The sequence below is a fragment of the Paenibacillus sp. FSL M7-0134 genome, from assembly GCF_038007865.1.
Taxonomy (GTDB): domain Bacteria; phylum Bacillota; class Bacilli; order Paenibacillales; family Paenibacillaceae; genus Paenibacillus; species Paenibacillus polymyxa_B.
In genome coordinates this window covers 1,284,107-1,308,153 of record NZ_JBBOXV010000002.1, presented here as the reverse complement: position 1 = coordinate 1,308,153, position 24,047 = coordinate 1,284,107, and the positions used below count along the sequence as shown (strand labels likewise).

General features: G+C 47.0%; 23 protein-coding genes. 10 read left to right on the top strand and 13 right to left on the bottom strand.

What is annotated here, in order from left to right:
• The first annotated feature begins 31 nt into the window (after positions 1 to 31).
• Complete coding sequence (locus tag NSQ58_RS21540) at positions 32 to 1,063, top strand: aromatic ring-hydroxylating dioxygenase subunit alpha (protein ID WP_341058173.1); 1,032 nt, start codon at positions 32 to 34, stop codon at positions 1,061 to 1,063.
• Here the strand turns inward: NSQ58_RS21540 and NSQ58_RS21535 are convergent.
• From NSQ58_RS21535 to NSQ58_RS21505, 7 genes are all read right to left on the bottom strand, one after another.
• Positions 1,050 to 2,231 (bottom strand): PD40 domain-containing protein, encoded by a 1,182-nt coding sequence (locus NSQ58_RS21535; RefSeq protein ID WP_053325050.1) that lies wholly within the window; start codon positions 2,229 to 2,231, stop codon positions 1,050 to 1,052. The two genes, NSQ58_RS21540 and NSQ58_RS21535, sit on opposite strands and share 14 nt — an antisense overlap.
• Before the next feature lie 122 nt (positions 2,232 to 2,353).
• A complete protein-coding gene (locus tag NSQ58_RS21530; protein ID WP_341058171.1) occupies positions 2,354 to 3,937 on the bottom strand; it encodes a sensor histidine kinase in 1,584 nt (527 codons plus the stop codon).
• Entirely contained in the window at positions 3,934 to 4,620 is a 687-nt protein-coding gene (locus NSQ58_RS21525; protein WP_025723943.1) for a response regulator transcription factor, read from the bottom strand. The genes NSQ58_RS21530 and NSQ58_RS21525 overlap by 4 nt, the downstream gene beginning before the upstream one ends.
• Before the next feature lie 34 nt (positions 4,621 to 4,654).
• Positions 4,655 to 6,190 carry a PucR family transcriptional regulator gene (locus tag NSQ58_RS21520; protein ID WP_028542942.1) on the bottom strand — a complete coding sequence of 512 codons (1,536 nt, stop codon included), beginning with the start codon at positions 6,188 to 6,190 and terminating at the stop codon, positions 4,655 to 4,657.
• Between the two features lie 258 nt (positions 6,191 to 6,448).
• Complete coding sequence (locus NSQ58_RS21515) at positions 6,449 to 7,075, bottom strand: aspartate/glutamate racemase family protein (RefSeq protein ID WP_028542943.1); 627 nt, start codon at positions 7,073 to 7,075, stop codon at positions 6,449 to 6,451.
• A gap of 15 nt (positions 7,076 to 7,090) precedes the next feature.
• On the bottom strand, positions 7,091 to 8,041 hold the full coding sequence (locus NSQ58_RS21510; RefSeq protein ID WP_028542944.1) for an aminopeptidase: 951 nt from the start codon (positions 8,039 to 8,041) through the stop codon (positions 7,091 to 7,093).
• 26 nt (positions 8,042 to 8,067) lie between these two features.
• Positions 8,068 to 8,763 carry an AroM family protein gene (locus NSQ58_RS21505; RefSeq protein ID WP_034095005.1) on the bottom strand — a complete coding sequence of 232 codons (696 nt, stop codon included), beginning with the start codon at positions 8,761 to 8,763 and terminating at the stop codon, positions 8,068 to 8,070.
• Between the two features lie 326 nt (positions 8,764 to 9,089).
• Between NSQ58_RS21505 and NSQ58_RS21500 the strand changes: the two genes are divergently transcribed.
• From NSQ58_RS21500 to NSQ58_RS21475, 6 genes are all read left to right on the top strand, one after another.
• Entirely contained in the window at positions 9,090 to 9,791 is a 702-nt protein-coding gene (locus NSQ58_RS21500; protein WP_076294949.1) for a response regulator transcription factor, read from the top strand.
• On the top strand, positions 9,788 to 11,149 hold the full coding sequence (locus NSQ58_RS21495; protein WP_068940128.1) for a sensor histidine kinase: 1,362 nt from the start codon (positions 9,788 to 9,790) through the stop codon (positions 11,147 to 11,149). The genes NSQ58_RS21500 and NSQ58_RS21495 overlap by 4 nt, the downstream gene beginning before the upstream one ends.
• Before the next feature lie 22 nt (positions 11,150 to 11,171).
• The gene (locus NSQ58_RS21490) at positions 11,172 to 11,765 is read left to right on the top strand and encodes a PepSY domain-containing protein (protein ID WP_341058170.1); all 594 of its coding nucleotides are present in this window, start codon (positions 11,172 to 11,174) and stop codon (positions 11,763 to 11,765) included.
• 119 nt (positions 11,766 to 11,884) lie between these two features.
• Entirely contained in the window at positions 11,885 to 12,436 is a 552-nt protein-coding gene (locus NSQ58_RS21485; RefSeq protein ID WP_023987815.1) for a PepSY domain-containing protein, read from the top strand.
• 206 nt (positions 12,437 to 12,642) lie between these two features.
• The gene (locus NSQ58_RS21480; RefSeq protein WP_076264328.1) at positions 12,643 to 13,653 is read left to right on the top strand and encodes an aminoglycoside phosphotransferase family protein; all 1,011 of its coding nucleotides are present in this window, start codon (positions 12,643 to 12,645) and stop codon (positions 13,651 to 13,653) included.
• Between the two features lie 18 nt (positions 13,654 to 13,671).
• Complete coding sequence (locus tag NSQ58_RS21475; protein WP_076294950.1) at positions 13,672 to 14,568, top strand: aminoglycoside phosphotransferase family protein; 897 nt, start codon at positions 13,672 to 13,674, stop codon at positions 14,566 to 14,568.
• Positions 14,569 to 14,708: 140 nt separating this feature from the next.
• Here NSQ58_RS21475 and NSQ58_RS21470 read toward each other — a convergent pair whose 3' ends face one another.
• Both NSQ58_RS21470 and NSQ58_RS21465 read right to left on the bottom strand, forming a co-directional pair.
• The gene (locus tag NSQ58_RS21470; protein WP_023987812.1) at positions 14,709 to 15,731 is read right to left on the bottom strand and encodes a globin-coupled sensor protein; all 1,023 of its coding nucleotides are present in this window, start codon (positions 15,729 to 15,731) and stop codon (positions 14,709 to 14,711) included.
• 291 nt (positions 15,732 to 16,022) lie between these two features.
• Positions 16,023 to 17,918 carry a PrkA family serine protein kinase gene (locus NSQ58_RS21465; protein ID WP_023987811.1) on the bottom strand — a complete coding sequence of 632 codons (1,896 nt, stop codon included), beginning with the start codon at positions 17,916 to 17,918 and terminating at the stop codon, positions 16,023 to 16,025.
• Between the two features lie 283 nt (positions 17,919 to 18,201).
• On the opposite strand from NSQ58_RS21465, the gene NSQ58_RS21460 reads away from it, so the two are divergent.
• Entirely contained in the window at positions 18,202 to 19,035 is an 834-nt protein-coding gene (locus NSQ58_RS21460) for a DUF2161 domain-containing phosphodiesterase (RefSeq protein ID WP_071558976.1), read from the top strand.
• A 19-nt stretch (positions 19,036 to 19,054) separates the two neighbouring features.
• Here NSQ58_RS21460 and NSQ58_RS21455 read toward each other — a convergent pair whose 3' ends face one another.
• Both NSQ58_RS21455 and NSQ58_RS21450 read right to left on the bottom strand, forming a co-directional pair.
• The gene (locus NSQ58_RS21455; protein ID WP_023987809.1) at positions 19,055 to 20,308 is read right to left on the bottom strand and encodes an aminotransferase-like domain-containing protein; all 1,254 of its coding nucleotides are present in this window, start codon (positions 20,306 to 20,308) and stop codon (positions 19,055 to 19,057) included.
• A 50-nt stretch (positions 20,309 to 20,358) separates the two neighbouring features.
• Positions 20,359 to 21,015 carry a response regulator transcription factor gene (locus tag NSQ58_RS21450; protein ID WP_023987808.1) on the bottom strand — a complete coding sequence of 219 codons (657 nt, stop codon included), beginning with the start codon at positions 21,013 to 21,015 and terminating at the stop codon, positions 20,359 to 20,361.
• Positions 21,016 to 21,290: 275 nt separating this feature from the next.
• On the opposite strand from NSQ58_RS21450, the gene NSQ58_RS21445 reads away from it, so the two are divergent.
• Positions 21,291 to 21,698 carry a hypothetical protein gene (locus NSQ58_RS21445; RefSeq protein WP_023987807.1) on the top strand — a complete coding sequence of 136 codons (408 nt, stop codon included), beginning with the start codon at positions 21,291 to 21,293 and terminating at the stop codon, positions 21,696 to 21,698.
• Positions 21,695 to 22,762: a phosphodiester glycosidase family protein gene (locus NSQ58_RS21440; protein ID WP_071558977.1), complete on the top strand. Its 1,068-nt coding sequence runs from the start codon at positions 21,695 to 21,697 to the stop codon at positions 22,760 to 22,762. Before NSQ58_RS21445 ends, NSQ58_RS21440 begins: the two co-directional genes overlap by 4 nt.
• A 99-nt stretch (positions 22,763 to 22,861) precedes the next feature.
• Here NSQ58_RS21440 and NSQ58_RS21435 read toward each other — a convergent pair whose 3' ends face one another.
• Both NSQ58_RS21435 and trmL read right to left on the bottom strand, forming a co-directional pair.
• Positions 22,862 to 23,110 (bottom strand): AbrB/MazE/SpoVT family DNA-binding domain-containing protein, encoded by a 249-nt coding sequence (locus NSQ58_RS21435; protein WP_013309439.1) that lies wholly within the window; start codon positions 23,108 to 23,110, stop codon positions 22,862 to 22,864.
• Between the two features lie 376 nt (positions 23,111 to 23,486).
• Positions 23,487 to 23,951 (bottom strand): tRNA (uridine(34)/cytosine(34)/5-carboxymethylaminomethyluridine(34)-2'-O)-methyltransferase TrmL, encoded by a 465-nt coding sequence (gene trmL, locus NSQ58_RS21430; RefSeq protein ID WP_023987805.1) that lies wholly within the window; start codon positions 23,949 to 23,951, stop codon positions 23,487 to 23,489.
• Between the last annotated feature and the right edge of the window lie 96 nt (positions 23,952 to 24,047).

Below are 24,047 nucleotides of genomic sequence, written 5' to 3'. Positions count from 1 at the left end.
TTGAGAAGCAGAACAAGGAGCGTTGATATAGATGAACACCCATCCCAGCTTTCGTGAAGTTCGTGAAAGTGATCAGCAGGTATTCCCGATTGCCTGGTACGCCGTTGGCTGGTCCAAGGAGCTAAAAAATAAACCGCTTAAAAAGCGACTGCTTGGCAAAGATATTGTCCTGTACCGTGATGATCATCGTCAGGTACATGCCATCCATGCTTATTGCCCGCACCGAGGAGCTGATTTATCGCTCGGCTATTGTCAAAGCGGGCACATCACATGCCCATATCATGCATGGTCTTTCGATGAGAGTGGGCAGTGTGTGGATATTCCGGCACACCCGGGACGGGCTATTCCTGAGTTTGCTCATACCTATGCCTATCCCGCGATTGAAAAAGCCGGCCTGCTGTGGGTATATCCTCAGGCCGTTGGCTCAAAGTCTGAGATAAACTCAGAGATGGGGACATCCACGTCCCCACCTCCTCTGGAGATTTTTCCCGAGCTGGAGGACCCCTCTCTCATTTTGTCTCCCTACGATTCCGTGTGGAAGGCACATCTGACGAGAGTTGTGGAGAGCGTGCTGGATGTCGCTCATTTGCCAATTGTCCATAACAAAACGATCGGTAAAAAATCCTCCACCGACATTCATATCGAGTTTGAAGCGGATGACAATCATATTCGAGTGAAAAACGGGAAAGGTCTATTGCAATATACCTTTCCACAGCAATGGATTTTGACTCCCGCCAAGGAAGGACGCAGCAAGTTTATTAATTTCGTCACCTTCACTCCGATTGAGCAAGAGTTAACTGCCATCTACGGACTGGCTGGACGTAATTTTGCCAGATTTGTACCGGGCATGGGCCACATTTTTTCCAGATACAGTGGCAAGGTGCTGGAAGAGGATCGGGCCGTGGTGGAAAGCCAGCATCCGCGTCCAATCCCAGAAGCGCTGCGAATGGAGGCACACGTCCCCGCTGATGGACCTCAGGTTCGGTTTCGCAACCGCTGGTATGATTTCCTTGTCAACGATGAGCCTCGTGTACGACTGGGTCCAGAAACTACTTCCTCTTAAATTCGACGATGTAGCTTTGATTGAGCTGTTTTCCACCTTCCGAGATGTTCTGGTACATGGATAAAAACCGGGCGGATGGGCTCCATACCGTTGGGCTGTCATAGGATTGGATATCGGTCGTAACCGGAGTGGTTTTACCCGTAGACTGGTCAAACACATACAGCCCTCTCATGCCTTGCTGATCCTCATCATAAATGGAATAAGCAAGCTTGGACCCGTCGCTGGACCAGCTTCCACGACTCATTAAAGTGCCTTGACCGACGATTCCTTTCTCTTTGCCCTGTTCATCCAAAATGATCATACGGGCTGGTTCGGATGTATTCCATTTCCGCTTTTCAATGGCAATTGACTTACCATCAGGCGACACGGCAAAGGACATGGCACCCTCTGCAATGGTCACAGCCTGAGGATGATTGAGGGTGAACCGATTCAGCACCGGATACCCTTGTTTATCACTGCCTGTATAAAATATGGCGTTACCCACTTTTTCGACATGAGACATCAATTCAGAGCGATTCGGATCTTGAAAACTCAATTCTTTAGCTTTTCCGTCCAGACCAATCAGCTGGATTTTACCATCCGGTGTGCCTGTAATGAGATCATTCTCATCGCTCCAGCTCACTTCGTTAGTCATATCCAGCTTGCCGATCGATGTAACCTTACCACTGCCTAGTTCCAAAATGTAGCCTTGAATATCATATTTGCTGCTGGTGCTACCTTCAGTAAAAAAGACATGGCGCTGATCCGGTGATACCACAGCAAGTAACTGTGGAGCCTTACGACCTGGTGTTAAAATCCGCTCCTTGTCTGTCTCTACATTATGAATCCACAGCTGGGTTTTACGCTCCACAATCAGCTCTTCGTCGCTCAGCCAAGACCTCGCGTAGACATCCCCCAGCCTGTCGATAGACGATACCACCAGCTCGTCCGTTACTTGCTGCTGGGCTGCATCCGTGTCAATCACAGTAAGCTGTTGGCCCGGTTTCATACCGGATGCTGGATTTGTCTCTCCTGCGCTCTTCATGCCGCAACCGCTGAACAATGCCCCGGCGATTAAGCCGGTCATGAGCACCCCCGTGGCTTTCTGTCTGAAAACTCTTGTACGGGAATCTTCGCGATGAGAGGAGCCGTTCTTTTGCCCATAGCTGCCTATGTTTTTCTTTATCATGTACAACGGCCTCCTTGTTAACGATACCCCCATTTTAATGCCCGAACATCTCATGAATACATCGAATTGTTTCCAAGTTGTAAACAAGACACTATTCTAGCCCTGTGCTAACAATCGGCCGTTTACAGGGAGCCATCGTGAACCAAGAGAGGGAGTCTAAGCGAAAATTCATTCCCACTTACATTTGTATGCCCGTTGTCATTTTCCAACCCACTATGATCTGAAGCTGTAAGCTGCAACTCTCCCCCCATGCGCTCCGCCAGTCTGCGCGCCAGAGGAAGACCGAGTCCCGTACCGCTGTCCTGACGAGATCGATCACGACTTAAGGTAGCAAACGGCTCAAAAATCATGTCCCATTGCTCCCTAGGAATCCATGGGCCGGAATTGCGTATACACACAATCACGGTGTCCTGTTCTACTCGATTCGATAACGTAATCCATCCACCGTCCCGATTGTACTTCACTGCATTATCCAGCAAATTCAGTACAATATGCATCAGATGCTTAGGGTCTCCCCACACCTGGGCAGGAACGGTATCTATCGAAAAATTCAGCCTACGCGCTGCCGCTTTTCCTCGAATACGGCTCCCTGCATCTTCCAGCAACGAATGCAGTTTCACAGCCTCCGTATGCAATTCAAAATCATATTTATCCAGCACAGATAGCCGCAGCGAGTCCTCGACAAGCTCGTACAACCGTTTTGTTTCCTTACTGATACTTTCTCTCGCTTCACGCACCAGTTCAGGATCATCCCCATACATATCCAGTAAATCAACATAAGCCTGAATAGAGGTTAATGGAGTCTTTAGTTCATGACTGATATTTCCAATAAAAGATTTTTGCTGCTGCTCCAGCTCTCTCAAACGCTGAACCGCTTCTTCCAGCCGAAGCTTTTCGTTTTCCAGCGCGGTAATGCTCTCCCGAATCACATGACTCATCTGGAGCATTCCTTCATCCAGCCTTCCCAGCTCGTCCTGCCGCCGCAGCAGTCTGGCTTCTGGATAGTGCCCTGTCGATATCTGCTCGGAAGCGCGAGTCAGTCGTCCGATATCTCTCGTCTGGCGGCTGACATAGCCTAAGCCCAAAATAAAGCTCAATACCAGCACCGCACCCCCTGTCCATAGAAACAACTGGGCAATAGCCTGGTAGAACTGCTGCTGCGCTTCTGTTGAGCTATGAAGCTGTACCACTCCCAGCAAGCCGTCCGGACCTTGAAGCGGAGCCAAATAGGTGACTGCGCTACCTTCCGTAATATACGCAATTTTGCCTTGGAGCGCATAGGAAAGGGCCTGGCTGACATTTGTTCTAAAAGCCAGCGGTAGAGAATTGCCAACCTCATGCCCCTGACCATCATATAAAATAACGCGCATATTGCTGGATACGCCCAGTTCCACTGCGAGTTGGGGCGCCTGCTTCTTCATGAAGCCTTCCGGTGATTGGCGCACTCCCAACAGGTAAGACTGTTTTACACGCATTTCTACAATTTCGGCCTGGCGCTTTAAACTGCGTTCCATTTGGTCTGTCTGGTTAGCGCGAATGCCAGTAAGCACGAGCCAGCTCAGCACACCGACAGTAAACAGCAGCAAAGCCGCCAGTACCAGGGGAAATTTCCAACGCAGGCTTAAGCCTGTAGGTTTGCGTTTGCGTTTCTGTTGGTCGGTGGACCGCAAGCTTCCTTGCTGATGGAGTGAATGATGTTCGTTCACGTCATTTTCTCTGCCTTATAGCCGATACCATACACGGTCTGCAATATCGCCTGATGTGGCTCAAGCTTCTTGCGCAAGCGCTGGATATGAATATCCACCGTCCGCGTTCCGCCCACATAATCGAAGCTCCATACCTGTTCCAGCAGCTCGTCCCGTGTATACACCCTCCCGGCATGAGACACCAACAGCGCCAGCACATCAAACTCCTTGGGGGTCAGATCCAGCGCTATGGCTCCAAGTTCAGCCGTTCGGCTGGACGGACGTACCCGTAATGGGCCGAGTACCATTTCCGTTCCTTCCGGGGCAGGCGCTCCTTCTCGCTCCAGTCTCCGTACCAATGCTTTAATACGAGCGAGCAGCTCCCTCAGGTCAAACGGTTTGCTCATAAAATCGTCCGCACCCAGCTCCAGCCCGAGTACCTTATCAACGATATCGTTTTTGGCCGTCAGCAGTAAAATACCGATGCCCTTCCGACTTTCCAAACGGCGGCACACCTCATATCCACCCAGTTTGGGCATCATCACATCCAGTATGAGCACATCCGGGTGGAACAAACGCACTTTTTCCAAGGCGTCCTCCCCATCAACAGCAGTTTCCACCAAAAAACCCTCTCGCTTTAACGCATAAGCCAGCGCATTCCGAATGCTCGCCTCATCGTCCGCTATCAGTATTTTTTTATCCATGTCCTGCCCTCCCTGCATTAAAAAAACGCTCCAGCTACCTATGTTCCCGCAAATAATAATGAATCAGACATGTATGACATATAAACTGCTCACGTGGATCGTTAAGATCAAAATCCGTCATGTCGCGTATCCGTTCCAATCTGTATTTTACTGAGTTACGATGTATAAAAAGATAATTGGCTGTATCTACCAGACTGCCCCTGTTTTCCAAATAATAAAATAACGTTTTGAGTAAGTCACTGCCATGTGAGCGATCATATTGCTGAAGTCTCCCTAGCTTGCGTTCAAACAAATTTGAAAATTCCTCTTTGTCCATCGCTTCTCCAAGCATATAGTGCATCTCTATATCGCTGTATTTGCATACACGTTTATCAGGATACAGCCGCTGGGCTACAGTAATGGCACGACGTGCTTCATTGTAGCTTTGCAGCAGCTCCCATAACTTTTTGGCACTTCCGATGCCTAAATAATAATCGGCGGTACCCCAGGCTTTTTCAGTTGACCAGTTTTTCAGCGTATCACTCCAGGACGTTTCCTGATCAGAGCCAGGTGCGTTCTGATGATCATTCGGCTGAAGAGTCGGCAGAAATAATATCGCACGATTTGAACGGAACTCAATATGAGACACCACACGCCGTCGGGTCGATTCCATACTCAATAACCCAGAAAGAATCTCTTCTGGCGGAGCCGTAGCACTTTCCAGTACAGCCACCTCCCAGTTATATTCCGGGTTGAATCCCAATTGACGACCTCTCCGCTCAACCTCATGCCGCACCGGCAACGGAGGTGTCATGAGCTCATCTATAAAATTCCCCCGTAGTCGGCTTTCCGTATCTTCTACTGCCTTTTCACGCATTAATTCTAACGCCATCACCAGCCGTGCCTGCTCAATACCAACCTGCTCCATATCATCCAGTTCATTGCGGGCAATGACCAACTTGGCGACTGTACGTTTATCCACACTAATTGGAAAATGACGAGCATCTTGTACCTTCGCCCAATCCCAATCTTGTGGTGAAGTGACAATGGCTTGACCACCATTATCAACCAAAGCAACCGGAGCTTTAAAAAGCTCTGCTATATTATCGCTTACAGCCTGTATGCCACTGTTCTCCAGCACCATCGTCGTTAACGTTCGATAGATTTCTTCCGAACGTCGCAGCAGCTCTGCCTGTCGGTTCAACACCATATCCATGACACGCTGCGTAATATCCGTATAGGGAATATCGGCTGGAATCTCAATCACAGGAAGGCCACAGGCATTGCTTTCTTCAAGCGCACTATGGGGAATTTCCGTGAGAAAGCGGGTAGGCTTGATCACAAGCGCCGCCGCCCCGCCCTGATGCAGTAATTGAATAATTTGACACAATACCTCAGGCTCATGACGGATCGAATAAGCCGTTGTCATTAATAATACACCTTCCCGGACCCAGCCTTTCAGGTCAGGGACTTCCATAATGTCAATAAACCGGACAACCCGGCTTAGCCCTTGTTCTCCGCTTAATACCTTCGCCTCCTTCAACACGGGTATTGCCATGAGCTCTTGAACTGTTACACCCGGTATTTTCATAAAGACAGACCACCCTGCTATTTATTTTGCAAAATCCTTAGTTCATCTAATTTTCAGGATAGTGTACCAAAAAAGTGTACAAAACAAAACCTTTTACCGCTTGGTCAAATCTATCCACACCAGCCCATTCCTATCTTTAGGAGCTCAATGGAACATAAATAAACCGCCCTTTTCTGGAAAAGGCGGTTTATTTTAATATTCAACTATTTATAATGAAGTTTAAGAACTATCCTGCTTGTACCCCACACGAAGTGTCTGCTAGCGTACCGAAACAGCTGCACCCAACGCCACAATCGGGTCAATAGCCCGAATCCCTAGTGTACGCTCCAGCTCTGGCGCAAAGTTCATTGTTACAAAACCTGTACAGGCAAGTACAATTACCTCAGCCCCCTTCTCCTGAAGCCGTAACGCTGCTGCCATAGCTGCCTCTTTACCTTGTGGAGTGTTCAAGTCCAGTGTCGTCTGCACACCTATGGGACGCTCTGTACCGATATAGGAATCGCCCAAAATGCGGCGAATCAGCGGCGGAGCCTCCTCCAAAATGGTCAACACGCCTACACGGCTGGCCGATGTCAGAGCCAAGAGTGCCGCACAGGACCCCGCCCCGTATACAGGTACAGATACAGCCTGACGAGTTTCCTCTAGCGCTGGATCAGCCGCGCAGCTAATACCGATAGACGTACAGCCTTGTTCAACGAGTTGTTGCGCCGCGAGCACAATTTTAGGCACCGCTTCCCGGTCTGTGATATCATCGTAGATCCCTTTCGGCTGATCGGGAATACATACACTGGTGACAGGTAGCCCGTAGCGCTGCTCAATGACCCGGCCGTGAAGGTCGATAGCTGCTTTGTCCTGCATGGTAAGCACTCTGATCATTCCAAGCATGATAACTTCCTCCCTTTATCGCTCTAGCAACTGACCAGCCTTCATAATCAGACGATCATCCAGATATACATCCGGTTTTTGTACGACTCCGTCAATATGTACACCCGCAGCGACAGTTCCCCCAAAGGTATTATTGCTGCCAAAAGCGACATGAATCGTGCCATATACTTTCTCGTCCTCTAACACAACACCTGTAATGCGGGCTTTATCATTCGTTCCAATACCAAATTCGGCCAGCATTCTACCATCGCCTTCGCCGAGCATATCCAACAGGGACTGTCCGGCTTCCCCTTCTGCCGCGATTAATCTTCCATTTTGCACCGTCAGCAGCAGCGGCTCTTTTAAGGCACCGATTCCCGCTACAGAACCGTCCACCACAATCTGACCCTGTGCCGTTCCTTCCAGCGGAGCAATATACGCTTCACCGGAAGGCAGGTTCCCCGATTCGCCGGGATTCAAATACATACCTGTGCTGGGAACACCGTTGCGCCCTTCTATGGTAAAGTTCAGACTATATCCATCCTTTTCAATCCGTACCTGCTTGGCAGCAGTCAGCAATGCGGTCACCTCTTCGGTCAGCGCCTTGACCTTCGGATAATCAGCAGCAATTGCTCCATTCATGAACATATCGTCTGTCATGCCAGGCATGGTCGCCAGGCGTGCTCCAGCAGCTGCGGCTTGCTTACGGGCACTTGTATGTGTCAGCGAATACCGGGTGACACATACAACAACGTTGGAGCGAAGCATGGCTTCGGCAACAGGGGCTGGAGGCTCCTCGCCCGATTTGGAACGAACCTTCATCGTCAAAATAGCTGCTTCTGCCCCCAGTGCCTTGCCAGCTTCATATATGGACTCGCCCAATTCTTTTTTATCATCGTCGGTTACGACCAGAAGCGTCTCTCCAGCGGTAAGTCCCAAACATTTTTGCAATACATTTTTACTGATTTCAATACGTTGTTGACTCATAGTTCTTACCTCCAATTTTTAGCTCCTTACACCATTTCCGATACCAGTTTGCCAATCAAGGCATTGGACAATACAACGGGAACCCCTGAGTAATGCGCCGCTAGTTCTCTATGCGTTTCCGTATAGCCCATGCAATCCAGTACGATCAGATCGGCTTGATTCTTGAACTGTCCTGCTGCTCGGCGAAATTCTTCCTCACTGCCACTGTAAGGCGAGGCCGCCGCAAACTCTGGATTCAATCCATAAGGGCTGAATTTAAGCTTGAGGTTGTTCTTCTGTTCTTCGAGCGGTCCAATGAGACCCAACCTTCTTCCGCTGGACATGGCCTTTAGTACAGGAGGAAGCACATGATCTGGCTCAATTAGAAAAGCGCTTCGGGTATGCAACCCAGGAAACACACCGGTACAGAGTAACAAAATAGTACGTATGCCCTGCTCCTCCAAACGTGTGATTTTGTCCTGGAGCAGTGGCTGGATTTTTTCGCGTGAAATGACCACCGACTCCCCGGTCGTCAAGCGCGAGGTTAATACATATTCTCCCGGTGACGGTGATAGATGCTGTTGTATATAGTCCAATGAGAGCCCATCTAGCGCACCAGCCTGTACCAGCTCTGCCCGTCCTTCCAATGCCCTTTCTACGATAGGGGCCACATCTGACCGGGGGGCTTGCCCAATCGTAATCATCCCAAGCTTATGCATTTTGAATCCCTGCTTTCGCTTCATTTTATTTTACGCTCCTGGCGACAAAGGGCAAGCTCGCGGTCTGCCCTTATTTCGGTTCTGATGAATAGTTTTAATTTATGTTACTGCAACTTTCCTAACATAAACAATGTTCATACTGACCAAAACAAAGGCTTGTTTGTTGTGCATAAAGGATAAAAAAACAAAATCATAGCGCTATCATTACATTTTCATCCCTTTTAATGTAAAGAAATATAACGCGCTATAAACATCTCTTCCCTCACTGCCCTGCGCTTTGAAGTGCCTTACCTGTCCGTATATGCTAAAATACTTCCGTATCGGCTATTCGCCTACAGGAGGGCATGATCATGAAACAATCTATTTTGATCGTAGAAGACGAAGAAAAGATTGCCCGGCTTCTAGAGATCGAACTTCAATTTGAAGGCTATCAAGTATGTAAAGAAAAAAACGGAATTGATGGGCTGGAGACGTATTGCAAAGGCAATTGGGATCTAGTGTTGCTGGATATTATGATTCCCGGTCTCAATGGCATCGAGCTACTTCGTAGGATTCGTAAGCATGATGCGAACGTTCCTGTCATTTTGCTGACGGCTAAAAGTTCCATTGCAGATAAGGTCGAGGGACTCGATTTGGGAGCCAATGATTATGTTACCAAACCGTTTGTGATCGAAGAGCTGCTTGCACGTGTACGGGCCGCACTCAGAGTGGGTGCAACGAAAGACATGGCTCCACAAGTGGTAGATAAATGGCTTAGTGCCGGGGATTTACGTCTCCATGAAGGTACTCGTGAAGTTCTTCGAGGAGAGCACAACATTGAGCTTACACCGCGAGAGTTTGACTTGCTCGTTCATTTACTCAGACACCAGCGGCAGGTACTTAGCCGTGAACAATTACTGGAAAATGTATGGGGCATAGATTATATGGGCGATACCAATGTGGTCGATGTGTATATTCGCTACGTGCGCAATAAAATCGACCCTACGCGCCAGCTCCCTGAGCTGATCCATACTGTACGCGGAATTGGTTATGTGCTGAAGGAATCTTTATGAAGCTACAAAACAAAATCCATACGTACACCTCGTTATTATTCGCGGTCTTACTTGTAGCCATTAATTTTTCGATCTATTTCCTATTCAGCCAATTTTCGATAGACAATCGAAAAGACCAGGTAGAGGCCGCAGCAGAGAACATAGTTCGTGGGATTCAACGTGCTCCGGTATCCGTAGCCGCTGAGGATCTTCTCCGAGCCTATGTACCGCTGGATGGCATGCTTCGGCTGATGAAACCAGAAGGTGACTTTCTTCCCCCTATCACCTCTTCTTCCGAGCAATCTCTTAGCTTGATGAAGGGCGTTTTTGATGAAACACGGCAGGTTCGCATGATTACCTATGAAAGCAATCGTTACATTCTTGTATCGCTCCCCATGATTTGGACCAATGGCGAGGTTGTCAATCTCCAGGTGACCGAAAGTCTGCAACCGACGATGCAGACGCTACAGGTACTCAGAATTGTACTTGTGGCTGTCACTGGAATTGCGCTCATTCCTGTTGTGGTGTCGGGAAGGCTGCTCGGCAGACTGATCACACGTCCAATTACATCTATGATTAGCACGATGAAAGAAATTCAGCGCAGCGGGAAATTTAAACGCCTTCCGCTCAATTCATCATCACGCGACGAACTGGTCGAAATGGGAGAAACATTTAATGACATGATTGAACTGCTGGAGCGGAATTTCGTCAGGCAAGAACAATTTGTATCTAATGCGTCCCATGAATTGAAGACACCGCTCACCATTATTGAAAGTTATGCCAGCCTGCTCAAACGGCGGGGGTTGCAGCATCCCAACATTTTCGCCGAATCCGTTGAAGCGATTCATTCCGAGGCGATCCGAATGAAGGACATGGCAGAGCAGCTTCTTCTGTTGGCCAGAAACGAAGAACAATGGAATGTCGTGCTGGAGCCTGTACACCTGACCAGAATAGCGACAGAATTAAAAGCTACATTTGAAAATGCGTTCGCCCGACAAATTCAACTGGATGTACAGACAGACTGCATTGGCTATACCGATGAAAATAAGCTGAAGCAGCTCCTATTTATCTTTTTGGATAATGCACGCAAATACAGTGACGAGCCGATACACCTGATGATTGATACGGTGGGCGGTACAGCTCAACCCTGCATAAGAATCACAGATCAAGGAATTGGAATCCCGGAAGAAAAGTTATCTAAAGTATTCGACCGCTTCTATCGTGTGGATGAAGCCAGAAGCCGCGAGGAAGGTGGGGCTGGGCTAGGCTTATCATTGGCTACAGGAATTGCACAAGCTATACATGCTCAAATTGGGCTAGAAAGTGTAGAGGGGAGCGGAACAACTGCAACGATCATCCTCCCTACCGTTCCAAAATAATAAGCCAAAGGAGGGAATAACGATGAAAGCCATCTATGTGTGGGTGATTGGAGGTACGCTGGCGGCTGTGTTGATTACAATTTGTCTTTTACAGAGGCCTTGGGCACGGTCGTTAGCAGCTTCTCCATTGGAAGAAAAGGCCGTCATCCAATCCGTTTTGCATCAGTATCCCGGCGAGGTGCTCGAATCCCAACGCTTGGGTGATTTTTATCTGATCAGGCTGGAACGCGCCAAAGGGAAGTACGATATAAAAGCCAATGCCTATGACGGTGTCATCGACTCCATTAAGCGGATACAGGTTTATACAGATGCGAAGCAGGAGCCCCAAGACCACAATCCTGGTAACTCACCAACCAGAGACACATCGAATCCAGCTAATAAACCTGACCCGGTTTCTCTCGTTATTACAGAGAAAGAAGCAGCCAAGCTTGCTGCCAAAGCAGTTAACGGAACATCCGATGATATTGAGCTTCATCGCAACGACAAAGGCCTCTACTATCTGGTTGAGGTTGAGGTAAAAGATGGGCGTGAAGCAGTAGTACAGGTCAATGCAGTATCGGGCTCTATCGACTCTATAACGTGGGAAAAAGAAAAACAGGAGCACAACGAATCATGACGACTTGATGATCATCTCAGCTCATGTTTTCTCATAGTTTTCTCATGATTCTATTATGTTCCTCTCATGTTCAAGAGATAAGCTGTATTCATGCTTATAGCACAAGGAGGAATTATGTAATGAAAAAAAACTATACATTAGGAATTATGGCAGCCACGGTTCTGCTTGGAGTTACAGTTACGGGTGTCTCAGCGAATGCCGTATGGGCCGCTAAACCTACGGGCCTTATTGGAGCGACCGCCGCTGCCAACATTGCCAAGAAGGCTGTGGGGAATAATGCACAAGTTGAAGATGTCGAACTGGAGCGCAAGAACGGAAAAGTCTACTATGAGGTGGATCTCCAGCAAGGGGATAAAGATTGGGATATAGATGTTGATGCTTATACTGGGAAAACCATCCGTTCCCATTCTGAGCTTGATCATGACTCGAATGACGAGTCCTCCCTTAACAAGCCAAATCACATCACCCTGACTGAAAAACAGGCTGGACAAATTGCGCTTAAGCACGTACCCGGGAGTACCCTTTTGTCTTCTAAATTGGATAAGGAAGATGGACAGTTCATCTACGAGGTAAAGGTACTCACCAACGAAGGAACCGTTGAGCTTGAAATCCATGCATCATCTGGCGCAATCGTGGATACAGACGAAGATGATGATGACAACGAATATTAATCACCCAGGTCATAATCAGGGTAACTAAATACAGAGCTAATTAAAACGGAGCAGCGAACTTTCGCTGCTCCGTTTTTTTGACCAATGTGACATAGGAAAAGAACGAAGATGGCTTCATAAAACTGCACCTATTATTTCTTCATGAATAGACTGATAACTAACAGAGGATTACCTTTTTCTTCAATCCAAAGTCAAGTGAGGTTCTTATGGCGAAATCCTATACTAAAGCACAGATTCGCAAAATCACCCGTCGTTTCGGCCTGATCCCGTTAAAATCAAGCTTAGTCTCATCATTATACCGAAAAAATGCAGTGATCCAGGTGAAAACGAAAAAGGGAACTTATGCATTAAAGCCCTTTAGTCGTACAAAGATGGTCCGTTCAAATACGATTCAACAGATGGAACGAGCTGCGAGTCATATAAGGCTTTTGAAAAAGAGAAAGTATACCTACATGCCCGCATGGCTCCCCACTCATTCCGGCAAGTTATGGACTCTACATCAAGGAACGCCATTTTATGTAAGTCAGTGGATCAAAGGACGGGGACTGGAAACCGCTGAAGATTTCGAAAAACTGGGGCGGGCACTTGCCACACTTCACGCCACCTCCACCGGCTTGCATCGGATGGATAAAGGAAAGTCCCCTCCGACCATTCAACAATTGCGGATATGGAAAAACCAGGATCGTCTTTTTCAAAGAAAAATGATAAAAAACAGTCGCCATGATAAAACGTACCGCAACTGGTACAATGCTCACGGCGAAAACTGCAAACGTTTATCCAGGCGAGCATGGAAGGATTTGCAGGATGCATCCATCATAAGGCTGCTTCGGATGGAACATCGGCATCCCTCCTTGATACACAGTGATATCACTACCCCAAATGTCATTATTTCGGATGACGGTCATCTCAAAATCATTGATTGGGATCGGGCTAAAATCGGCTCAATCTATGCTGATTTGGCAAAGGCCCTTATGAATACTACTCAATTCAATCCTGAATTTGTGCAATCCTTGCTGAAGGGATACCAAAAGCGTAAACCACTAAGCCGTACTGAACGGAAGATTGTTACAGCTTTATATAAACTACCACGAGAAGCCTGGCATGCTTCCCGACACCCGAATCGTTCAAGAGATCGCGAAATCCTGGACAATTGGGATCAGTCGTGGCCTCTTCGATTACAAATCATCCATATTTTGCAAGAGTGGGCTCATGTATAAAAGAAAGTGAGGATCAAAATGTCGATTTTATCGAACGTTGAGCAGATGTACGGAATTAAAATTCAGCGTACCCGTCAAATGAAGGACATTCACAAGATTGAGACCGCTAATACGACTTATTGCTTAAAACCCTACAAATTTCCGGAAGAAGAGATCCGTTTTATTACACGTGTCTTGTCCTACTTGGATGAGCGCGGGTTTACACGCAGCCAAAAGGTCTATCCAACAATACAACAAACGGCTTACATGACCTATGAAGGTGTTTCGTATACATTAACCAATTGGGTTCATGGACTCAGACCAGAATTCACAAAAAGAATAGACTTCAAAAAGGGAATTGCTACTTTAGCCAAATTCCATTCCAGTGCCGTTAGCTTTCCTATCACTGAAGCTCCGCCATCCAGAATCCGTTATGAAGGCTTGAGCGATGAAATATCTGGATACAAAAAACGCCTCATCCCATACAGAGGCACAGCACATCTCGTAGCTCTTTGTGAAGAAGTGTCCCATCGCCTACAGCAGCCCAAAGTTAGAGAAGCCATTGCTCAGGAGCAAAAAGCCGCCGCATTTATACACGGCGACTATAATTATCCCAATCTGATTAAAGACAAACAGCTCAAAATCCATTTGATCGACTTTGAAAATTGCTCCCTACATGTAAGGATGAAAGATCTCTCCCATCTTCTTCATCGGAATTGTCTTTGGAATGGGACAAAGATGCTGCGCGCGATAGATTACTATCAACGATATCGTCCATTGAGCACCCATGATTTGCATCTGCTTCACGCACTATTGATCTCTCCCTATCATGTAGTCCGCAATATCAGAATAGGCGGCTTCCGTTCTGCCAAGCGAGTCATTCCGTCGTTCGTGCATTTGAACAAATACCGACGTGAACTTAGATCGTTATTATAATCTGTCAGCTTGGAACTAAACAAAAAAAACAGACCCGCTGAAAAGGTCTGTTTTTTTGTGTTCTGACAACAACTACAGGAAAAGCGCATGCCGCTAAAGCCAATCGACTTGCTGCCCCCATAGTACATTCAAGCCACATCTTACACCTGCAGCATTTCCGAGGAGTGCTGCAGCATTTCCAATTCCTTCACCATGTTTTCGATCAGCTTTGTGAACGAAGCCAATTCCTCTGAGCTGGAAGCCTGTTGCCGGGCACTGGCTGTTGTGGCAGCTGTTTCGGATTGCACACTGTCAAGCATACGGGCAATATCCAGCACCTTGCGCTGAATTTGCTCCTGTGCTTGCTTCGAATTGGATGCGAGCTTTCGCACCTCCTGTGCCACAATTTGAAACCCGCGCCCTGCTTCCTGCGCATGGGCAGCCTCAATCGCCGCATTCAGTCCCAGCAGATGAGTCTGATCGGACAGTTCCCGGATCGTACCGCTCATCTGCTCAATATGCTTAATCTCGTCACTCAAATGCTGTACCAATTCCTCTGTATGTTCCTGCGAAGAAGCAGTGTTGCAGGCACTCTCCGCGATATTATCCGTATTTTCCCTAAGCTCAGCAATCATCCCGGTCAAATTTTGCGCAATTCGGGACACAACGGTCAGCACCTGCGTTTGTTCGTCGGCCAGCTCGTTGATTTGTTCCTTTTCCTTTTCCTGATAAGCTTCCAGTACAAGCTGGGAATCCAGGTTGAACATTTTGGAAAGAGCATGCACAATAAAAAACCAGTCCTCTATCCCCGAACGCTTTAAAATGTCCACTGCAATATCAAGATAAGCAATGTACGTGCCCAAATAATAATCGGAAGACAATCCGATTCGGGAATGTACCTGCCCCACAAAAAGACGGTGTTCGATAAACGGATCATCTATTTTTCCATCTGCGAGAGAAAGCCAGTATTCACGTTGTGTTTGTTTTAGTCGTTCAATATTCGACCATTTGGAAATAATCGACATGAGATGCGGAACCTTTTCTACATGCTCATAAAACCGATCGACCACCTCATTCACAATAGATTGGAATAGTCCCTGATAATGATGCAATAAAGCCAAATCATCATCAGTAATACCAATATATTGTATCTGTTTTAATCTACTCTCCGCGACATGAATCATAAGTTCCTCCAAATAATAGTTTACATAGATTTTACATTACCATATTTATCGGCAACTTTTTAAAAAATGTTAAAAAAGCAGAAGATTGATTATGATTTTTTTCATAGCAATTTCAGAAAATATATAATCACAACTGCCTGATGATACAAAAAAGAATCCGGCAGCACCTGAAATCCCCTGTGCTTGCCGAATTCCCTCTACGAAACACGTTGATCGGATACCTCACAACCGTGTGGCACCATCCAGATCAACCCATGGTTTCACCATACTGTACTTGTTTATTATTTCGTCTTACCGATTCAGGAGGCTACCTACATACCTCAACAGATCGTTAGCGCTGGCTCCTGTGTAGCCATGCTCCTCAATCAATCGCTTAATCACTTCATTCATCCGTTTGAGCTGATTAGCGTCAGGCGTTTTGGTCGAAGTCGTAATCTTCACAATATCCTTCAAATCGGCGAACAGCTTCTTCTCAATGGCTTCTCGCAGCCGATCATGATGATGATACTCAAACTTCCGTCCCTTGCGAGAATACGCGGAAATACGGATTAATATTTCTTCACGGAACGCTTTTTTCGCATTTTCCGATACCCCGATTTGCTCCTCAATAGAGCGCATGAGCCGCTCATCCGGGTCGAGTTCCTCATCTGTGAGTGGATCGCGAATTTTCGCCCAATTGCAAAAAGCTTCGATGTTATCCAAATAGTTGTCAAACAACGTCTTGGCTGATTCCTCGAAAGAGTACACAAAGGCCTTCTGCACTTCTTTTTTAGCCAATTCGTCATATTCCTTACGAGCCACGGAAATGAAATTCAGATAGCGCTCTCGTTCTTCCTTTGTGATGGAGGCATGTTGATCCAGACCATCCTTAATTGCTCGTAAAATGTCCAGGGCATTGATGGATTCCACATTTTGCTTAATCAATGCACTAGAAATACGATTAATGACGTACCGCGGGTCTACCCCGGACATACCTTCCTCCAGAAACTCACTTTGCATTTCTTTCAGATCGGCTTCCTTGTATCCTTCGACCTCTTCACCGTCATACATGCGCATCTTTTTGACCAGATCCATCCCCTGTTTCTTCGTCTCCTTCAAGCGGGTAAGCACGGAGAAAATGGCAGCCGTTCGCAGCGCATGAGGCGCAATGTGGATATGTTTCATATCACTTTGTTCAATGAGCTTGGCGTAAATCTTTTCTTCCTCAGATACTTTCAGGTTATAAGGAATCGGCATTACAATCATCCGTGATTGCAACGCCTCGTTCTTTTTGTTTGCAATAAAGCTTTTATACTCGGATTCATTGGTGTGAGCCACGATCAGTTCATCTGCACTGATGAGCGCAAACCGCCCAGCCTTGAAGTTTCCCTCTTGGGTCAGAGAAAGCAAATTCCACAAAAACTTCTCATCGCATTTCAGCATTTCCTGAAACTCCATCAGTCCACGATTCGCTTTGTTCAATTCTCCGTCAAACCGATACGCACGCGGGTCAGATTCCGAACCATACTCCGTAATCGTGGAAAAGTCGATGCTGCCCGTCAAATCAGCAATATCCTGTGACTTCGGATCAGAAGGGCTGAACGTACCAATACCAATCCGGTTTTCTTCCGATATAAATACCCGCTCCACGCGGACCTTTTCAATATCGCCATCAAATTCCGTGCGCAATCTCATCTGGCAGGATGGGCAGAGATTACCTTCAATCCGTACACCCAGCTCCTTTTCAAAATCGGGACGCAGCTCATGGGGAATCAGATGAAGCGGGTCCTCGTGCATGGGGCAGCCTTCAATCGCGTATACAGCTCCCTGATCCGTTCTCGAAAATTTCTCCAGACCACGTTTTAGCAACGTGACCAGTGTCGATTTCCCCCCACTGACGGGTCCCATCAAAAGAAGGATACGCTTGCGCACATCGAGCCGCCTGGCTGATGAATGGAAATATTCCTCCACCAACTTTTCCAGCGCTCGATCCAGTCCAAAGATCTCCTGCTCAAAAAATTTGTATCGCTTATGTCCCCCAACCTCTTCTACACCAAAAGATTCAATCATCTTGTAAACCCGTGCATGAGCTGTCATCGCCGGCGTCGGGTCTTTCTTGAGTATCTCAATATACTCTCTAAAAGTGCCGCTCCAGGCCAGACGGTTGTTTTCCGCCCGGTACTCCGCAACGCGTTCAAAAATATTCATGCTCGGTTCCTCCCATGACTGCGTAATGACTATCCTCCACTCCTGATGATTATGGCTACACTCGTCACGCCTTTCAGGATATGATGCAATCCCCTTAAAAAAAGTGTAATACATACCTATGCAGATTGATTTAAGAATTGACCTATTTTTTATGACAGGTCTCTCTGCTTTTTCGAAAAAACCAAGGGATACACTGTGCTAAAATATACAACAACGACGCGGACCTGACGCATTATGGTACAATATAAGCTCGGAATAATGGGATAAAGGAGCGGGAGAAGTCATGGCGGTTCGGCATGAGACGGAGCTGTACGCTCCGGTGAAAGCCTTTTTTGAGAACTTGGGATATGAAGTCAAAGGAGAGGTACGCAACTGCGATTTGGTGGGTATCAAGCCAGGGCAACAGACACCACTGATTGTGGAAATCAAAAAGACGTTTAACCTGGCGCTTGTGCTGCAAGGCATGCAGCGTTTGAAACTAAGCAGCAATGTATATGTAGCTGTAGAACGGAATCGTGCCAAAAAAGGGGCAGTCAATCAGCGCTGGAACGAGCTGGTCGGACTGTGCCGCCAGTTAGGACTTGGCTTGCTCACCGTCACCCATTTTAAAACTAAGCCGCCGCTCGTTGAGGTACTGTGTAAGCCTGCGGCGCCTAGCGACAATGTCCACAATGCAGCAAAGGTACGCCCCGGCTCGCGCAAGGAAAAGCTGCTGCGGGAATTTCACGCACGCAGCGGTGACCACAATATCGGCGGCAGCACCCGACGCAAGCTGGTCACTGCCTATCGGGAAAAAGCGCTGCGTGTAGCCGTAGCCTTGCAGAGCTTGGGGGAAGCCGCTCCGGCGCAGCTCGCCCGCATAGCAGCCGTCAGCACAGCTGCTGCCGTACTTCAGCACAACTACTACGGCTGGTTTGAGCGCGTATCCCGCGGCCGCTATCGACTGACTCCGTTTGGCGAAGCTGCCCTGAACGAGTATGCGGCAGTACTGCAAGAGCATGGCATTAAAACGGCCACTGGAATGGATGCAGAGCTTGACGAGGACAGTGGACAGCGCCAGATTGCGGAAGCGCCATTCACTTACTCCACTGTTGCTGCGGAAGCGGAGGATGACTGACATGGGGCGATGGTTTTTGCTAGCTCCGCGCAGTAAATTCACTGATCGTCTCACCGATCAGATTCATGCCCATAAGCAATTGCTCACGGCCCGGATGGCTAAAATTGAGTCGGATATGGGACGCGCCTTCACTGCCAACCGCACATAGCGCACCGGGCATAAAGGCTACGCCTTTGGGTAACGCCGCCTTTAGCAGCAATGCGCTGTCCAGCCCATCGGGCAACTGCACCCATACATACATGCCACCGGACGGAATATGATACGTCACGTCTTTCCAAAACGGGCGCTTGAGCAGCTCCAAGATTAATTGAAGTCGAGTCGAATATTCCTTGTTCAGCATCGCTAAGTGCTCGTGCCATTGAAAACGCGAGCTGGTCAGCAATTGGAACAGCAGCCGTTGGTTCATCGTACTGGATTGCATATCAGCCAGCTGCTTCAAGGCGTACATCCCTTCAATTAACGGTGCAGGACCAGCAGCCCAACCCGTTCTCAGCGCAGGAGCAACTGTTTTATTGAACGAACCAATATAGAGTACTTGACCTCCCTGGCCCGCATGATCCAGCGCAAATAGTGAGGGGTAAGTCTCTGCAAATTTTCGACTCTGACCATGCGGACTCTTGTCATGGGACTCATTTTTTTGCTTCAAATGCAATTCACCATAAGAATCATCCTCAACTACTAGCACCTCATGATGCCTGCACAGGTCCAAAATTTCCTGCCGCCTTGCCGCGCTCCACAAGGAGCCCGTCGGGTTTGTAAACGTTGGCGTGGCAAAAAAAAGCTTGGGTCGATAACGGATCATTAAAGCTTCAAGCTTATCAGGAATGACACCTTCCGCATCTGATTCTACAGGAACGATCTGCGCACCCTGCATAGATAGTACTTGTAAACATCCAGGAGATGTAGGGTTTTCGACCAATACCGGATCACGCTCATCCACCATCAGTCTTATGATCAGGTCAATGGCCTGCTGACTGCCTGTCGTGAGAAGGATTTGACCTGGTGGTACTCTTACTCCTTTACGCTGTTCCCACTCTCCCGCAAGCCATGCCCGCAAAGGGAAATAGCCCTCCGGTTCACCATACTGGAGGGCGTCAGGGCCGGAGCCAAACACATCATGGGCCGCTTCTTCCAGCAACTTCACCGGAAACAGCTCTTGTGCAGGTAGTTCTTCAGCCAGAGATATAAAGGAGTGTCTTCTCGCATTTTCCCGGATATGACGCACTGGAGAAGCCAACATCGCAGCCGTTCGTGAAGCAAAGGAATATTGCATGAACATCCTCCTTCTCCTGAAAAATAGGTCATGATCTCCGGGCTGACGCGTCAGGCATATAGCTGCTTCATCTGACGCGCATATAAGGCATAACGTTCAATCGCCTGCGCCCGGCTGGACACGCCTAATTTCGCATAAATTTTACGTAGATAATTATCAATGGAGCGCCGGCTAACTTCGATCTCGATAGCAATTTTGTCATATGTAATACCTTGTACAATACGTTCCATAATAAACACTTCGGTTTGTGTCAATTCGTCAAAAGGCTCGGATGCCATTAACGGCATAAAGGGCCAGTTTCCACACCGAATCCAGTCCATTGGTAAAGAAGCAAATCCTTCGCGTAAACCGTTGATCAGATGGATTAACTGGCTCGGTGATGCCTGCTTGGATAACATTCCATTTGCTCCAAGCGAAATTAGCTGCTGAAACAACGTAATATTATCCTCATCCGTCATAATAACAATATGGCTGTCCGGAGACAAGGCCCGCATTTGTGTCAAAAATGGTTCCGCCGTTCCCTCAGGCAACCTGTAGTCCATTAAAATGATTTCCGGTCGAATGGAACAAGCCAGCTCCAAGCCTTCCGTTCCGGAGGAAGACATCCCTCTGACAAGCAAATCCTGCTGGTCTTCCAAAATAAGCTTTGTTCCCAGCATACTTGTAGGATGGATATCTATGATGACCACCTGCCATACTTTTCTCATATCTAAACCTCCTGATTTTACAAAAAAATACATAGTTAGTAGTGAAAATAATTCTAAAATTGGGGATTGCATATGTAGAAATTGCGCGAATGTGAACGTATAGGAAGCGAAAAACGTTTAAGGAAATTGTATCCTAGGACTTCCTTCCGATGCAATCTCTTTTTCCAATATTTTTATACGACTATTTCGCTTTTGCGAAATAAATAGGCCCATGATAGAATTGGTACTGCAAATAAAGACTGGAAATTTGACTTTACACGGGAGTTGAAAATCGTATGCAAGCTTCACCTGAACGTCCTCCTACCGAAGCTCGGCGGAGCAATTCAAGAAAGGGGTTACCCGTAAAGGCTTTTCTGCTATTTTGGTTCATTCTTATTATACTAGGTGCTCTCGCAACCTATCTGTATAGCAATCACTTGAAGCAGCAAATGCTAAACGAGATGCAAACCCATACAGACCAACAGATTCAAGCACTCAAATCTGACTATGAAAAGCAACTGACTGCTCTTTCCAAGGAAGTTAGCGGATTGCAGGGAAAAGTCCAGTCCTTCAATGAACTACTGACCTTTACGAAGGATAATGCAAACAATAAGACCGATAACAGCAATAAACTGTATACCCAATTAAACGAAGTCAAGCAGCAACTCAATACACTTCAGAAAAAAATGGACTTGCTAAAATGAATGTAGACGCAAAACAAGTGAACCGGTTCTTTATGTTGGCCCTTGCTCCTTTTATCGGTTTGTTGGGGTGTATTTTGTTAGTGCATCCCTCATTGAGCTTTCCTGGGTCTACTTCTTCGAGTCTGCAAAAAGCTGAAGTCACTCTACAAACGCAATCAGTAGGCAAGCAGCTTGATGAAGCCAAGCAAACGGCAACATACACCTTGTCTACGATTCACCGGACTTCTGAGCTATACAAGCAAACGACCCAAACGATTAATCAGCTTGTCGTGACTGCCTCTACGCAGTCCAAGCGGCCCGCGATCATCTATGATCGACGTATCACCGCCAAACTGGGGGTTCCCTATGAGCGGGTAGATAGCAACCGGATTACCATTGAATTGTTTAAGGTAAACCCGGGAATTTATCATGGCTACGCTATGAAGGTCAAACTTAAAGATCCTACTGCTATGAAAATGTCTTTGGGAAGTGACAAATTGGGTGGCTCCGAAACCACCATGCGTGCAGTCTTGAGACACGGAGCTATTGCAGGCATCAATGCAGGCGGCTTTGCGGATGGAGACGGCAAACGCTATCCATTAAGCACTACTGTCTTGAACGGCCACTACCTTACTGGCTTTCAGTCCAGTTTTAAGGATTTATCCTTCGTCGGACTGAGTAACGATGGCAAGCTTATCGGTGGCAAATTTTACAGTCAAGGTGCTCTTGACAGCTTAAAGCCTGCCTTTGGGGCTACCTTCGTTCCCGTCCTGCTGCAAAGGGGACAAAAAATGCCTATTCCTGACAAATGGAAAGTCTCCCCCAAGCGGGCCCCGCGTACGGTCATTGGCAACTATAAAGATGATCAGTTGCTCATTATTGTCGTAGACGGCTACAATGAAAGCGGGGGTTCGGGCGCGACGCTCGAAGAACTGCAAGGGAAAATGTACAATCTAGGTGTTCAAGATGCCTATAATTTGGACGGAGGCGGTTCCTCGTCGCTTATACTTAACGGTCGAGTCGTAAACAAACCGTCAGATGGTAATTTGCGTCCAGTCCCTACTCATTTTTTGTTCTATAAATAGCTACCTAATAGTCTACTACTAAATTAAATATGCTAGCCGACGTACGGCTCTATCCGAAAAAAAGCATCACGAACGAATGTCGTGATGCTTTTGCCTCATTTAGGAGGAATACTGTGTCATTTCTGTCAGGCATTGAGCACAAATATAACGGTCTTTGAAATCGTTCACTTGTTCTACTGACCCGCAGAATACACATTTTGGACGGTAACGCTCCAAAATAATGTGGTCACCCTGAACCAAAATTTCGACAGGATCTCCCTCATTCATTTGGTACCTTTTACGCAGTGACTTAGGCAAAACTATTCTCCCCAGCTGATCAACTTTACGTACCACACCGGCAGGTTTCATCGTGATCGTACACCTCTCCTATTGAGTAATAACTTACAAATTTCTTACCATGCGAAAAACTAGGTACAAAGACACTATTCTTTATGTAGTATTCGCTGTCTTTTTGTCGAATCCTGCTGATCACAGGAAATTTTATTACATTTTTTCATAAAATCATGAACCATATCAAAGTATGGTACAGAATGTCTATAATATTTTTATCGACCGGAAAGCCAATTATCATTAGCCCTCGCTGAGAAATTTCGCAAATTTTCGACCATACAACCTTTATTTAAGCTCCACTGTCATGTACCTTTGAGCAACAAAGGTGAAACTCTTATTAGCAACTAAGGTCCTGGTTCTTTATTCGCATTTATACTTGTTCACTCGATGCTCTTTATGATAAATCCGGAAAATCCATTTGTCTCAGCGCTTCATATACAATAATCGCAGCGGAATTCGACAAGTTTAGAGATCTTACTTTATCAGACATAGGCATCTTGATACATGTATCTGGATTAGCAGCTAGCAGCTCTGGAGGCAAACCTTTCGTTTCTTTACCAAATACCAAGAAGTCTCCATCCTGAAATGCAATATCACTATATCGCTGATTCGCTTTGGTCGTCGCATAAAAAAAGCGGCCTTCCTGATATTTCTCCTGCACTTCAGCAAAAGACTCGTGATATTCAATGTGGACAGCATACCAATAATCAAGTCCAGCCCGTTTTAACGTGGCATCGTCGGTACGGAAGCCCAGTGGCTTCACCAGATGCAGATGAGTTCCGGTTGCAGCACACGTTCTGGCAATATTACCTGTGTTAGCCGGGATTTCCGGCTCGACAAGCACAATATGTAATGGCATCACGTTTCGTTCCCTTCATCATTAAATTCATCAGACAAATAACCTACAGTTTAACCAAAGTGTATACATTAAAAACATACACATTCTTTTATTTTA